Raw genomic sequence first — 12,786 nt, 5'->3', positions numbered from 1 at the left:
AGGGGCGTAGCCAAGCGGTAAGGCAGCGGGTTTTGATCCCGCCATGCGTTGGTTCGAATCCAGCCGCCCCTGCCATTAATTCAGTGAACGTAGTTTTAGTCACATCCTGCCGAACGACGATCACACCAAAGTTTCAGTAGGGGCGTAGCCAAGCGGTAAGGCAGCGGGTTTTGATCCCGCCATGCGTTGGTTCGAATCCAGCCGCCCCTGCCATTAAACAGTAAAACCCAGCTTATGCTGGGTTTTTGCTTTTCTGCGGCTGTGTCAAAAGAGTTCGAATCTGCGATTGAGAGAAGGTTGGAACCCTGCAGCGCACAGCCACAGAGTGTCTGAGTCCTGCCGTAGGCATAAGGACGAGTTGCTGTGGCGAGCACTGTAGGTGTTGCAACCGTATCGCTGGACTAAGGTTCCCTGCTTATTCCGAACCCACCGCATAACGCGCCACCAGCGTTTTAAGCAGCGTGCTGCGGGAAGCAACGCTCAACGCCAACTGACGTACAGTGCGAAGTGGCGCAATATCATTGCCAAACACCTGATAAAAGCCATCCATCGCGCTCATCATCAGCAAATTAGCCGGCTTACGTTTACGCTGATAACGTTGTAGCAGCTGCACACTGCCAATATCGTCATTATGCCGCCGGGCGTCGATAATCAGCTCTGTTAATAATTTAGCGTCAGCAAACCCAAGGTTGACGCCCTGACCTGCCAACGGATTAATAGTATGGGCTGCATCACCGGCCAGCACCACACGGCCGGCGTAGTAACGGTTAGCATCCATGCGCGCCAATGGGAACCAGGAGCTGGCGACCACCTGCACCTCACCAATTTGTGGCGGAAAAGCGTTAATCAGTTGCTGGGTTAACTGCGCCGGACTAAGGGCCGCCAGCTGTTTTACTTTTGTGGCCTCTTCGTACCATACCACTGAGCCTTGCTGGCCATTAAGCGGCAAAAAAGCCTTGGGCCCCGTTGGCGTAAATTGCTGCCAGGTTACATCCTGCTGTGGGTATGGCGTATTTACCAACGCCACTAAGCAGGCCTGACGATATTGCCAACCATTGCTGCCAATACCTGCTAGCCGGCGTAGCTGCGAATTACCGCCATCGGCGGCAATCACCAGCTTACTGCAAAGTTGCTTACCGCTATCCAGTGTCAGTACAGCGCTATCTGCGTTTTGCTCAAGTGCCGTTACTGACGCCGGGCAAAACAGCTGCACCTTGCTGCCAAACTGCTGCCACAATGCCTGCTGCAGTAGGTTGTTCTCAACAATATGGCCCAAATGGGTGCGCTTAATATCTGCCGCATTAAAGGTAACCACACTGTGCGGCTGCTCAAAGGCTTGCAGTCGTTGATAAGGGCAAAGCCGCATTTTAGACAGCGCTTGCCAGGCCCCCAGCTCTGTAAGCCAGGCTTCACTGGCAAGATTAATAGACGATACCCGCAGATCCGGCAGACTGCCGGCAATAAAGTCTGCCGGCAATTGCCGTTCTACCAAAGCCACCTGCAAGCCGGCCTGACCTAATGCCAGAGCAATAGCTGCACCGACCATACCGCCACCGACGATGCTGATATCAAACTGTGTACTTGAAGTGTCGCTGCTCATATCGCTTTATCTTATTTATTAATAACCACATTGTACGACAGGGCGGTTAAAAAACGAAAACCGCTATTTTGTGTTGTCCTGAAAGCAAATCCCGCTTTACCCTGTCTTAGTGGGTCGTTAGTTTAATTCACTTAAAGGCTCCGCTATGAAAACTTACCTTATTGCGCTTAGCGCCATGTTGTTTAGTGTCAAACTTTCCGCTGCTACAGTTATTGCCCCTGCACCTGAGCAGGTAAGACCGCTGCTAAATGGCCTCGCCATACCGGCTGTCACCTTAACCGGCGCCGACAATAAAGCGGTGGTCCTATCTGAGTTAGTGCAACAAAAGCCATCCATACTGGTGTTTTACCGCGGCGGCTGGTGCCCATACTGTAATGCACAACTCGCCGCTTTACGTGACATTGAACCACAACTGCAAAAGCTCGGTTACCAGCTCATTGCCATCACACCTGACAGCGTTGCCTCTATAAACAAAAGTTTGAAAGATACCGGCGGCGGCAAACTACACTATACCCTGTTGTCCGACGCTAACTTTTCCGCCAGCTCAGCCTTTGGCCTGGCGTATTATCTGGATGATAAAACCGCCGCGGCCTATAAAGGCAAACTCGGCAGCCTGATCACCACCGAAGCCGGTACAGAAAAAGTGGTACTACCGGTACCGGCGGTATACATCGTTAATACCCGGGGCGAGGCGCTGTTTAACTATGTCCATATCAACTTTAGAACCCGGCTGCACAGCGAATTACTGCTAAAAGCAGCTGAGCTGGCACTGCAATAACGCGCTCTTTTTTCAGCCCGCTTTTCAGCTGTTTACCGCAGCGGACAGAGTACTGTTTTCCGCTGCGGTTTTTTTATTAAAAAGCGTTGACGACAGAGCAAAAATACGGCATTTTTCGCGCCCTGTTTGGCAAGTGTCCATCCGGATGCTAGCCTGTTGGTTTTACCCTCTGCCGGAGATAACTGATGCGTAATGTAACTGTTGCTGCCACCCAAATGATTGGCGGTTGGAATGTCGAAGAAAACATTGCCCGTGGCGAGCGTTTAGTACGTGATGCCGCAGCCAAAGGTGCGCAAATCATCCTGTTGCAGGAGCTGTTTGAGCGCAATTATTTCTGCCAGAAACAAAAACCAGACTATTTAGCCTTTGCTACCACAGTGGCAGAAAACAAAGCCGTGGCGCATTTTACTAAAATTGCCAAAGAGCTGAATGTGGTACTGCCGATCAGTATTTACGAAAAAGCCGGTAACTGCCTGTACAACAGTGTTGTCATTATCGATGCAGACGGCGAAAACCTGGGTACCTACCGTAAGAGCCATATTCCGGATGGCCCGGGCTACAGCGAAAAGTATTACTTCACCCCGGGTGATACCGGCTTTAAAGTGTTCGCCACTAAGTACGCTAAAATCGGCGTCGGTATTTGCTGGGATCAATGGTTCCCGGAGTGCGCCCGCAGCATGGCGTTAATGGGTGCAGAATTACTGTTCTACCCTACCGCTATTGGCAGCGAGCCGCATGATCCGACCATCAGCTCACGTGATCACTGGCAACGCACTCAGCAAGGCCATGCCGCAGCTAACTTAATGCCGCTGATTGCGTCAAACCGCATTGGTACTGAAACCGAAGGCGATTATCATATTACCTTCTACGGCAGCTCTTTTATTGCTGATGAAACCGGTGCCAAGGTACAGGAAGCCGGCGAGACGGAAGAAGCGGTGCTGGTGCACAGTTTCGATTTAGACGCCGTGGCGGCAACACGCCGTGCCTGGGGTATTTTCCGTGACCGTCGTATTGATATCTATGGCACAGTAATGACCAAAGATGGCGAGACCAAACAACCTGTTAAGCAAGGTGGAAACTAAGTGGCCTTTACAACCCTGAACAGTACACCGCGCGCCGATGGCTTTAGCATGCCGGCCGAGTGGGCCACGCACAAGCAAACCTGGATGGTATGGCCCGAGCGCACCGATAGCTGGCGTTTAGGCGCTAAGCCGGCCCAACAGGCCTTTGTTGCTGTTATAAAAGCCATTGCCGGTTTTGAACCGGTAACGGTAGGTGCCTCAGCAGCACAGTATGCTAATGCGTTGTCGCAACTGACCGATGCCGGCACTAAGTTCCCTATCCGGGTAGTTGAGATTTCCAATAACGATGCCTGGTGCCGCGATACCGGCCCGACCTTCGTCACCAATGCACAAGGTGAAGTGCGTGGCATCGACTGGACTTTTAACGCCTGGGGCGGCTTAAACGGCGGTTTGTACTTCCCGTGGGATAAAGACGACCAGGTCGCCAGCAAGGTGCTGGGCATAGAGCAGTTGCCGCGTTATCGCACCGAAGGTTTTGTGCTGGAAGGCGGTGCCATTCATGTTGATGGTGAAGGCACGCTGTTAACCACTGAAGAGTGCTTGCTGAACAGCAATCGCAACCCGCATTTAAACCGCGAGCAAATCGAGCAGCAGATGCGTGATTATCTCGGTATCGACAAAGTGTTGTGGTTAACCGATGGCATTTTTAACGATGAAACCGACGGTCACATTGATAATATGGCCTGCTTTGTTAAACCCGGCGAAGTGGTGCTGGCCTGGACGGATGACGAAACTGATCCGCAATATGCCCGCAGCAAAGCGGCGTTGGATTACTTGGAAGCAGCAACCGATGCCAAAGGCCGCAAGCTTAAGGTACATAAGCTGCCAGTGCCGGCGCCTATCATTGCCAAAGCGGAAGAGTATGCCACAGTAGATGCGACCATGAGCGCTATCCCGCGCGAGGCGAATGCCCGGCTGGCTGGCTCTTATATCAACTTCTATTTGTGCAATGGCGGCTTAATACTGCCGACTTTTGATGACCCGAACGACAAAGTGGCGGCAGAAATTCTGCAAAGCCTGTATCCACAGCATAAAGTGGTTACTGTGCCAGGGCGGGAAATTCTGTTAGGTGGCGGTAATATTCACTGTATTACCCAACAGCAGCCTCGCTGATTAACGTAATCTGCTGACGTGAAGACAGCAGAAGCGACGTAGCTGCGGTGTCGTGGAGTTTGCTTATTAAGCCAGCAAGCTCCGATTGCAACACCCGCCCCGGCTCGGCACAGCAACTCGCGAGTGTTAATACACTCGCTCAGACACTCTGTGCCGACCGAAACGGGGTTCCAATCTCCGCATAGCCTGTACCATTAAGGATCCGAGAATGTCCAAAGCCTGCGCCTTACATATATTGGTAAAAACCCGCGAAGAAGCCGACAAGCTGAAACAGCAATTAGCCAAAGGTGCCGATTTTGGCAAACTGGCCAAGCAGCATTCGCTGTGCCCGTCCGGTAAAAAAGGCGGCGACTTAGGTGAATTTCGCAAGGGCCAGATGGTAAAAGCCTTCGATGAGGTGGTGTTTAAAGGCCCGCTGCTGGAAGTGCAAGGCCCGGTAAAAACCCAGTTTGGCTTCCATCTGATTAAAACCCTGTATCGCAGCTAATTTAACGCCCTATTCGCTGTAACTGACAATCTGGTTGATGGCGCTGATAGCGCCGTTTTGCCAGATCATTTCATAATGGCCACTTTGCAGCATCTGAGTTACCGGCTTTGGGCTAAATAACCCCCAGCACAAAGCGCCATTATTCCGAACCGAGCCATACTGTACGCCGGCACAGCCCTGCTGGCGTAAACTTATGCCCAGTGTGCGTGCTGCGCTGTAATCTTGCGGATGATAAACCGCATGCTGTAGCGGCAAGCTGGTTAAATCAGCCAGGCTAACATCGTCAAACTGACAACTTAACGCTTTAAACACAAAACGCTCGTAGGCCAGGCCCGGCACTTTTGCCCAATACCGGCGTTGATGATAAGCCACCTCACTGATAGCGGTTTGTACAGTGTCAGCCAGATACAGCACGCCAAAACGGCCATCAGAAAAACGGCTACCCGCCGGGTTAACATGAGTAAAGGGGGCCACCGCATAAGAGCAGCCGGTAATACCAAACGGAATGCTGCTGCGCGGCAGTAAGGCTAAATTACCTGCTTGCGCCTGTAGTCTGGGGTTAGTAAGCGCTTGCAGCGCAAATAAGGCATCAAACTCATCGGCGTCAGCCACATCGTCAAATACTGATACTGGCGGATACTTCGAGTTAATCAGCCGGTAACTGCGCTGTTGCTGCAGTTTAACCTGAGGTAAATCTGCTGGCTTTACGGCGTGCTCTACTACCACATACCACCACGCAAGGCATCGATATGCTTAAAAGTTTCATACAGCGCAGCAAACTGACCGCTGCTAATAACTTCCAGCGGGCTTTTGCCATTAAAATAGGGGTTATGGTTGGGCAGGGCCATAAAACCGTACAGGTTTTGCGGGTTGTCGAACAGTAGCCGTAAGCAACTGTGGATATTAAGCAGGTAGCTAATACGCTCAATCTGGTCTTGTGTCAGGCTGGCACACTGCGGATCGTTACGGTACTTGTAATACGCCGCTTTAGAAATTTGCAAAATACGCTGAATTTGCTCAGGCGTGCATTGCCATTTATCCAAAATAGCCAACACCGTTTTAAGCCCGGTTGCAGCCACATTACGCTGACTTTGTCTATCAAGCTGTACCGCCTGCATAACTACCTCATGGCCAATTCGTTTAACTATCAATATAGACTTATATTAATTTAATGTCTATACAGAGACTAATTTTGACCAAAAAAAGCAGACATTAGCGTCTGCTTTTAGCTTAATGTCAGGCTTTACCCAACGCCTTAGCGCGAAGTTTGGCTTTTAAATTGCCCTTTTTCATTGGCTTTTTCGGCCCGTCGCCATGCCTGGCCTGCGCCTGCTCTGGCGTAACATAAGTCGGGTCGTGTTCATAACCCGGCAGTACCTTAGCCGTGATAACCTGTTGAATAAGCCGCTCGATATCCTGCAGGGCTTTAATTTCGTCCGGTGTGATCAGCGTCAGCGCCACACCACTGTTGCCAGCGCGCCCGGTGCGGCCGATCCGGTGTACATAGTCTTCCGGCACCTGCGGCAAATCATAGTTCACCACATAGGGCAGCTCGTTGATATCCAAACCACGGGCGGCAATATCGGTGGCGACTAAAATACGTACGCTACCGGCTTTAAAATCTGCCAGTGCTTTAGTACGGGCACCCTGGCTTTTATCGCCATGAATAGCCGCGCTTTTTAAGCCATCTTTTGCCAGCTGTTTCGCCAAGCGGTCGGCGCCATGTTTAGTGCGGACAAACACCAGTACCTGTGGCCAGTTGTTACGGCCTATCACATGCGATAGCAGCTCGCGCTTACGGTGACGGTCCACTAAATAGGCTTGCTGCTCTACCCGCTCGGCGGTGGCGTTGGTGGCCGCCACTTCAATCAGCTGTGGGCTGTTAAGCAATTCATCGGCCAGCTGCTTAATGTCGTTGGAGTATGTAGCAGAAAACAGCAGCGTTTGCCGTTTAGCCGGTAGTTTGGCCATAATGCGTTTTATATCAACAATAAAGCCCATATCCAACATGCGGTCGGCTTCATCCAGCACCAATACTTCCAGCGCTGATAAATCCACGGTTTTCTGGTGTAAGTGATCAATTAGCCGGCCCGGTGTGGCCACTAATATATCCAGCCCCTGCTCTGCTTCGTCATATTGCGGCCGTATCGATACGCCGCCGTAAAACACCGCCGAACGACTATCAAGGTACTGGCTATACTTGCGCACATTATCATACACTTGTTGCGCCAGCTCGCGGGTTGGCGTTAGCACCAGCACCCGCACCTGATTCGGCGCTACGACCTTAGGTGCATTGAGCATCTGCTGCAGCAAGGGTAAAGTAAAGGCTGCGGTTTTACCGGTACCGGTTTGCGCCCCGGCTAACACATCTTTGCCAGCCAGAATAACCGGTATGCTTTGCAACTGCACAGGTGTGGCTGCAGCATAACCTTGCTCTGACAGTACACGTAATATAGGCGCCGCCAGCGCGAGAGATTGAAATGACATTAAAATTCCTGTTTTGCCAAAGCCAGCTAAATAACGGCCGCAGTATAGCAGAACAGCAGGCTTCGGAGTTAGCACGGTGAGCAGCTGGTATTTGTATATGGTGCAAACCGCCGCAGGAACGCTTTATACCGGCATCAGTACCGACCCACAACGCCGCCTGCGCCAGCACAGCGGCGAGCTGGCCGGTGGCGCCAAGGCATTACGCGGCAAAGGGCCGTTAACCCTGGTTTACAGCCAAAGCCTGAGCGATAAAAGCGCTGCTGCCAAAGCCGAATATCAACTAAAACAGCTACCCAGAAGCGCCAAACTGGCCTTAGTGGCACAGTTCAACCAAAGTGAGATCTGATGGATAATTTTCTACTGGTACTGGCCTATCTGCTGATAGGCGTATTACTGCGCCGTCTGCCCACCATGCCCGAAAACAGCGGCATAGCGCTGAATATGTATGTGCTTTATGTCGCTCTGCCGGCACTGATTTTAAAAAATGTGCCGCAGCTGCAGTTTTCTGCCGAGTTGCTAATACCCGCTATCACGCCGTGGTTTTTGTTATTGGCAGTGGTGACCAGCGTATTAATGCTCAGTAAAGTACTACACTGGTCACGCGAGGTTACCGGAGCCTTATTGATCGTATTGCCGCTGGGGAATACCTCATTTTTAGGTTTTCCGATGACTGAGGCCTTATTTGGCAGCAGTGCTATGCCATACGCTGTAGTGTACGACCAGGTTGGCTCTTTTATTGCGCTTGCTACCTACGTTACCATTATTGCTGCGCTGTATAGCCCTACCGCTGCCAAACCAACAGTGAAGGGCATCACGCTGAAAATTGTCACCTTTCCGTCTTTTATTGCGCTGGCGCTGGGTTTGCTGCTGCGCGACACAGAATACCCGCCGCTGGCAACACAGCTGATTGATAACTTAGCGGAAACCCTGGTGCCGGTAGTGATGGTGGCGGTGGGCTTTGCCTTAACCGTAAAATTCAGCAAGGCCGAGGTATCACCGCTACTGAGTGCACTGGCTATTAAGCTGGTGATGATGCCAGCATTAGCGGCGTTGTTGTGGTTTGGCCTGGGTTACAGCGGTACAGCGGTAAATATCAGTATATTTCAGGCAGCGATGCCGCCGATGATCTCAGCCGGTGCTATCGCCATAATGGCGGGGATGGCGCCCCGCCTGGTCAGCGGCATTATCGGCTTAGGTATTCTGGCCGGTTTATTAACGCTGCCGCTGGTGTCCTGGTTGTTGCACTAACTTTTTCGGCCAGCAATAGGCATTACTTTTTCAAGTCACGCTCATAGCTTAAGCGCTTGGCCGCATCCATGGTCAGCATTTGCATAAACATGCGCGCTTCGCTGTCGCTGCCGGTTGGCGTATTGCCATTTGCGCCAAACACATATTGCGGTACTTTGCGCTTGGCAAAAGATTCTGCCCAGATGCGCTGAATTTGAATTTCCGCATCCAGCTTTTGCGCTAAGGCGTTATCGGCCTGCAAGATCACCTTCTTCTGGTAAGCTTCGGCTTCTGCCAGGGTTCTTAGCGTTTGCGCTTCAATCTCAGCTTTTTCCAGGTTAATTTTTGCCGTTTCACGCTGAATATTAGCCTGCGCCTGCAGTTTTTCTGCTTCGGTTATTGCCAGTTGCTTCTGCGTATCGGCTTCAGTGGTGGCTTGAATTTGCTCTACCTTGGCTTTTGCCTGACGTTCTGCCACTTCACGCTCACCACGCGAAATCGCCAGTAAACGCTGCTCTTCTTCCTGAATACGCTGTTCGCGGGCAATAGCCCTGTCGGCTGAAGCTTTTTGCTTTAGCTGCATACGTTCAACAAAGCGCTGATTTGGGTTCATTTGCGTAATACGGGCATCAACTACCGTTATACCGTAATCGACAAATTTCTGCCGTTTACGCAGTGGCTGACCTTCACTGTCGCGCACCTTGTTTACGACAAAGGTCACCCGGGTCTCATCACCAAAATCTTCCTGCTCGGTACCCAGCGCAACATTGGCGGTGCCTTTTTGCCGGCGTAACTGCGCCAGATTTTCTTCTTCCCGGCGCACCACATAAATGCCGTTGGTCATCTGGTTTTCAAACTCATTGTTAAATTCCGTCCGGCCGCCAGAGTAGTATTCTTCAGCACTCATCAGTGATGCATTGGCCTGCAGCGTTTCTTTAAACGCCGGGATCAGTGCAGTACGCAACAAGTTTTCCGGCGTGCGGTACTCGTGCGCTAAGCGGGTAAAAGCCAGTTCGTCGGTAGGAATTAAAAACCGCACTGTGGCCTGGGCATTGGCATCCACCTGATCTAAAAACATGATGTTTTGCGGCGGTAAGGCCGCGCTGTCTTCGGAGTTTTCTACTTCGGCATAATCCATAACATCAGAGCCACCGGTTACCGCCTGCACGGTAAGCGAACGCTTCCAGGCATTCCAGCGGCCAAAAAAGAAAAACTGATAACCAACATCACTCACCACGTGTTCGGCACCTAAGATAGTGCGTACATGGTAGACATAACCCGGCTCGGCATAAAAAACCGAGCGGCTTAACACAAAAATAATGGCCAGTAAGCCAACCAGGGCGCCAATCAGGCTTTTACTAAGTAATTTTATCGCGGGGGGCAACTGCATTAATCTGATCTCCATACTGATAGTCGTCCATAAGCGGCGCGATTATAGCGCCAGCCAAATCAGCAGGAAATCATTATTTTACATAAAAAACACAACACCACAGCTTAACTATCCTGGTCTTTAACATCCTCAACCGCAGATACCGCCTTAGCGGCTTTAGCTGGTAAACGGCCGTTTTTTTGCAGTGCCTGATGTAACAGGTATTCTATCTGGCCGTTAATGCTGCGAAACTCATCATCTGCCCAGCGCTGTAAGGCGCTGAGCATGGCTTCATCCAGGCGTAAGGCAAAGGCTTTTTTCGCCACAACAGCTCCCGTTAATATAGCGTGCCGGCATTGACTATAGGTTGCACGTGATGATCACCGCACAATACCACCAGCAAATTACTGACCATCGCTGCTTTACGTTCATCATCCAGCTCAACCACATTGCGCTCAGACAAGCGCTGTAATGCAGTTTCTACCATACCGACAGCCCCTTCGACTATTTGCTGGCGGGCGGCCACTATGGCAGCGGCTTGCTGACGTTGCAGCATAGCACTGGCAATTTCCGGCGCATAAGCCAGGTGGCTGATCCGCGCTTCCAGCACCTGCACGCCGGCTTTATTCAGCCGGGCCTGAATTTCCTGCTTTAATAGCTCTGTCACTTCATCGGTGCTGCTGCGCAGGCTAATAGCTTCGTCATTACCGGCGTCATAGGCATAGCTGGAGGCTAAATGCCGGATAGCAGATTCACTTTGGATATTAACGAAATTCTCATAGTTATCGACTTCAAACACCGCCTCAGCGCTGTCGATCACTTTCCACACCACTACGGCAGCAATTTCTACCGGGTTGCCGGCATTGTCGTTAACCTTCATTTTGCTGCTTTCAAAGTTACGTACCCTAAGCGACACTTTTTGCTTGCTGTATAAAGGGTTCGACCAGCGTAAGCCGTTATTCAGGTCAGTACCGACATAGCGGCCAAACAACTGCAATACCGCTGACTGGTTAGGATGCACCATATAAAAACCAAACCAGCAAACAAACACCACTATGGCCAGCACTAAGGCAATTATTTTCAGTGTCACCGGCAACACCGCAACCCCGGCCAGCGCCGCCAGCTGTGCCAGCAACAGCACGCCAATCATGCCAAAGCCACCTTTACTGTTAATCATACGTTCTTGCAACATAGCTAACCTCAATTACAATGATATTAATTTGATATCACTTTAGCGCATATTTAATAAAACGCAACTATTCTGCTGATCTCTGTTCAACCGGCACAGAACAATGGGCGCAAGCGCGCTTTTCTGCTAAGGTAAAACAATAACTTAGACAACTGAAAAAACTATGCTGGAAAAACTTCTTACACAGTGGCAGCAGTTATTGCTGCAGTTACAACAGGCTTCACTCTGGTATCAGTTGGCGGCAATTGCACTGAGCATTGGCGTGGCTGTACTAATAAACCGCTTTCTCGGCCAGCGTTTAAACGACAGCGGCGGCCAGGGCTTACGTCATGTGGCGATGCGCAGCTCTCAGCGAATTCTGTTGCCATTCAGCCTGGCGGCATTGTTGGCTTTGAGCCGTGAAGTATTCAGTAGTTATCAGCTTAGCCATCAGCTGTTGCAGTTGCTTATTCCGATAAGCCTGGCGCTGGGCGTGATCCGCTTGCTGGTTTACATCTTACGCAAAGCTTTTTTATCCAGCCCGCTGGTTAAGTCGGCAGAGCCGGTTATTGCCGTGACGATCTGGTTGCTCGTGGTACTGCACTTGGCTGGCTGGTTAACCCCTTTAATGCAGCTGATGGACGCTATGGGCTTTGATCTTGGCGACAGCCGCATCTCACTGCTTGGGGCGGTAAAACTAACACTGGTGATTATTCTGGCTTTTACGCTGGCGCTGTGGCTGGCCGAATTGTTAAACCAGCAATTAAAAAAAGCCAAACACATCAGCCCCAGCATGCAGGTGGGTTTTAGTAAGTTCAGTAAGTTTTTACTTATTACCATCGCCTTTTTAATCGCCTTAAACGCAGTGGGGATTAACCTTAGCTCGCTGGCGGTATTTGGCGGCGCCCTGGGTGTAGGCCTGGGTTTTGGCTTGCAGCGTATTGCGTCAAACTTTATCAGCGGTTTTATACTGGTGCTGGATCGCAGTGTTAAACCGGGTGATGTGATCTCCGTTGGTGAAAATTTTGGTTGGGTGCACGAATTAAAAGCCCGCTATGTGGTGGTGCGTAACCGCGAGGGGGTAGATACGCTGATCCCGAATGAAAACCTGATTACCTCAGAAGTCATTAACTGGAGCTATGAAGACCGCAATGTGCGGGTAAAAATTCTGGTACAGGTAAGCTACGATGACGACCCCGAGCAGGCCATGGCGTTAATGCTACAGTGCGCGAATAAATCAACACGGGTGCTGAATGATCCGGCGCCTACCGTGATGTTGAAAAACTTTGCCGACAGCGGTATTGAGCTGGAGTTGCGGGTATGGATTGCTGATCCGGAATACGGTGCCGATACGGTCAGATCTGACATCAATATCGCCATTTGGCGCGCCTTTAAACAGGCCGCTATTACCATACCTTACCCACAGCGCGATCTGCATATTAAGTCGGGCTCACTGCCACCGGCACAATAACAAT

General features: G+C 51.0%; 14 protein-coding genes and 2 tRNA genes. 9 read left to right on the top strand and 7 right to left on the bottom strand.

The features are described 5' to 3' along the window. Window positions 1-75 (top strand) — tRNA-Gln (locus MN202_RS03590). Window positions 76-138: 63 nt separating this feature from the next. Further along, window positions 139-213, top strand: a tRNA-Gln gene (locus MN202_RS03585). Window positions 214-415: 202 nt separating this feature from the next. Here the strand turns inward: MN202_RS03585 and MN202_RS03580 are convergent. Continuing rightward, window positions 416-1,600, bottom strand: coding sequence for an FAD-dependent monooxygenase (locus tag MN202_RS03580; RefSeq protein ID WP_335734715.1), 1,185 nt, complete (start codon window positions 1,598-1,600; stop codon window positions 416-418). A gap of 145 nt (window positions 1,601-1,745) precedes the next feature. Here MN202_RS03580 and MN202_RS03575 point away from each other — a divergent pair, with 145 nt between their 5' ends. From MN202_RS03575 to ppiC, 4 genes are all read left to right on the top strand, one after another. After that, window positions 1,746-2,378: a peroxiredoxin-like family protein gene (locus tag MN202_RS03575; RefSeq protein ID WP_335734714.1), complete on the top strand. Its 633-nt coding sequence runs from the start codon at window positions 1,746-1,748 to the stop codon at window positions 2,376-2,378. 185 nt (window positions 2,379-2,563) lie between these two features. Continuing rightward, complete coding sequence (aguB, locus tag MN202_RS03570) at window positions 2,564-3,460, top strand: N-carbamoylputrescine amidase (RefSeq protein WP_472511562.1); 897 nt, start codon at window positions 2,564-2,566, stop codon at window positions 3,458-3,460. Continuing rightward, window positions 3,461-4,573, top strand: a complete 1,113-nt coding sequence (gene aguA / locus MN202_RS03565; RefSeq protein ID WP_335734713.1) for an agmatine deiminase — start codon at window positions 3,461-3,463, stop codon at window positions 4,571-4,573. Between the two features lie 208 nt (window positions 4,574-4,781). Then, on the top strand, window positions 4,782-5,060 hold the full coding sequence (gene ppiC, locus MN202_RS03560) for a peptidylprolyl isomerase PpiC (RefSeq protein ID WP_335734712.1): 279 nt from the start codon (window positions 4,782-4,784) through the stop codon (window positions 5,058-5,060). A gap of 9 nt (window positions 5,061-5,069) precedes the next feature. Here ppiC and MN202_RS03555 read toward each other — a convergent pair whose 3' ends face one another. The 3 genes from MN202_RS03555 to MN202_RS03545 all read right to left on the bottom strand — a co-directional run bounded on the left by MN202_RS03555 (window position 5,070) and on the right by MN202_RS03545 (window position 7,547). Next, window positions 5,070-5,786, bottom strand: coding sequence for an RES family NAD+ phosphorylase (locus tag MN202_RS03555; protein WP_335734711.1), 717 nt, complete (start codon window positions 5,784-5,786; stop codon window positions 5,070-5,072). After that, window positions 5,780-6,178: an antitoxin Xre-like helix-turn-helix domain-containing protein gene (locus tag MN202_RS03550; RefSeq protein ID WP_335734710.1), complete on the bottom strand. Its 399-nt coding sequence runs from the start codon at window positions 6,176-6,178 to the stop codon at window positions 5,780-5,782. Before MN202_RS03550 ends, MN202_RS03555 begins: the two co-directional genes overlap by 7 nt. Before the next feature lie 118 nt (window positions 6,179-6,296). Next, the gene (locus MN202_RS03545) at window positions 6,297-7,547 is read right to left on the bottom strand and encodes a DEAD/DEAH box helicase (protein ID WP_335734709.1); all 1,251 of its coding nucleotides are present in this window, start codon (window positions 7,545-7,547) and stop codon (window positions 6,297-6,299) included. Between the two features lie 76 nt (window positions 7,548-7,623). Between MN202_RS03545 and MN202_RS03540 the strand changes: the two genes are divergently transcribed. Together MN202_RS03540 and MN202_RS03535 are read left to right on the top strand one after the other, a co-directional pair. Further along, window positions 7,624-7,893 (top strand): GIY-YIG nuclease family protein, encoded by a 270-nt coding sequence (locus tag MN202_RS03540; protein WP_335734708.1) that lies wholly within the window; start codon window positions 7,624-7,626, stop codon window positions 7,891-7,893. Beyond that, entirely contained in the window at window positions 7,893-8,795 is a 903-nt protein-coding gene (locus MN202_RS03535) for an AEC family transporter (protein ID WP_335734707.1), read from the top strand. Before MN202_RS03540 ends, MN202_RS03535 begins: the two co-directional genes overlap by 1 nt. A gap of 22 nt (window positions 8,796-8,817) precedes the next feature. Here MN202_RS03535 and MN202_RS03530 read toward each other — a convergent pair whose 3' ends face one another. The 3 genes from MN202_RS03530 to MN202_RS03520 all read right to left on the bottom strand — a co-directional run bounded on the left by MN202_RS03530 (window position 8,818) and on the right by MN202_RS03520 (window position 11,335). Next, a complete protein-coding gene (locus MN202_RS03530; protein WP_335734706.1) occupies window positions 8,818-10,164 on the bottom strand; it encodes an SPFH domain-containing protein in 1,347 nt (448 codons plus the stop codon). Between the two features lie 104 nt (window positions 10,165-10,268). Then, window positions 10,269-10,469, bottom strand: coding sequence for a type II toxin-antitoxin system antitoxin (locus MN202_RS03525; protein WP_335734705.1), 201 nt, complete (start codon window positions 10,467-10,469; stop codon window positions 10,269-10,271). Window positions 10,470-10,480: 11 nt separating this feature from the next. Next, window positions 10,481-11,335: an SPFH domain-containing protein gene (locus MN202_RS03520; RefSeq protein WP_335734704.1), complete on the bottom strand. Its 855-nt coding sequence runs from the start codon at window positions 11,333-11,335 to the stop codon at window positions 10,481-10,483. A gap of 160 nt (window positions 11,336-11,495) precedes the next feature. Between MN202_RS03520 and MN202_RS03515 the strand changes: the two genes are divergently transcribed. Then, window positions 11,496-12,782 carry a mechanosensitive ion channel family protein gene (locus tag MN202_RS03515; protein ID WP_335734703.1) on the top strand — a complete coding sequence of 429 codons (1,287 nt, stop codon included), beginning with the start codon at window positions 11,496-11,498 and terminating at the stop codon, window positions 12,780-12,782. Window positions 12,783-12,786: the final 4 nt, after the last annotated feature.

The organism is Rheinheimera muenzenbergensis (assembly GCF_036984005.1).
Taxonomy (GTDB): Bacteria; Pseudomonadota; Gammaproteobacteria; order Enterobacterales; family Alteromonadaceae; genus Alishewanella; species Alishewanella muenzenbergensis.
Note: the sequence above shows the minus strand (reverse complement) of the source record. Positions and strands in the feature narration are given on the sequence as shown.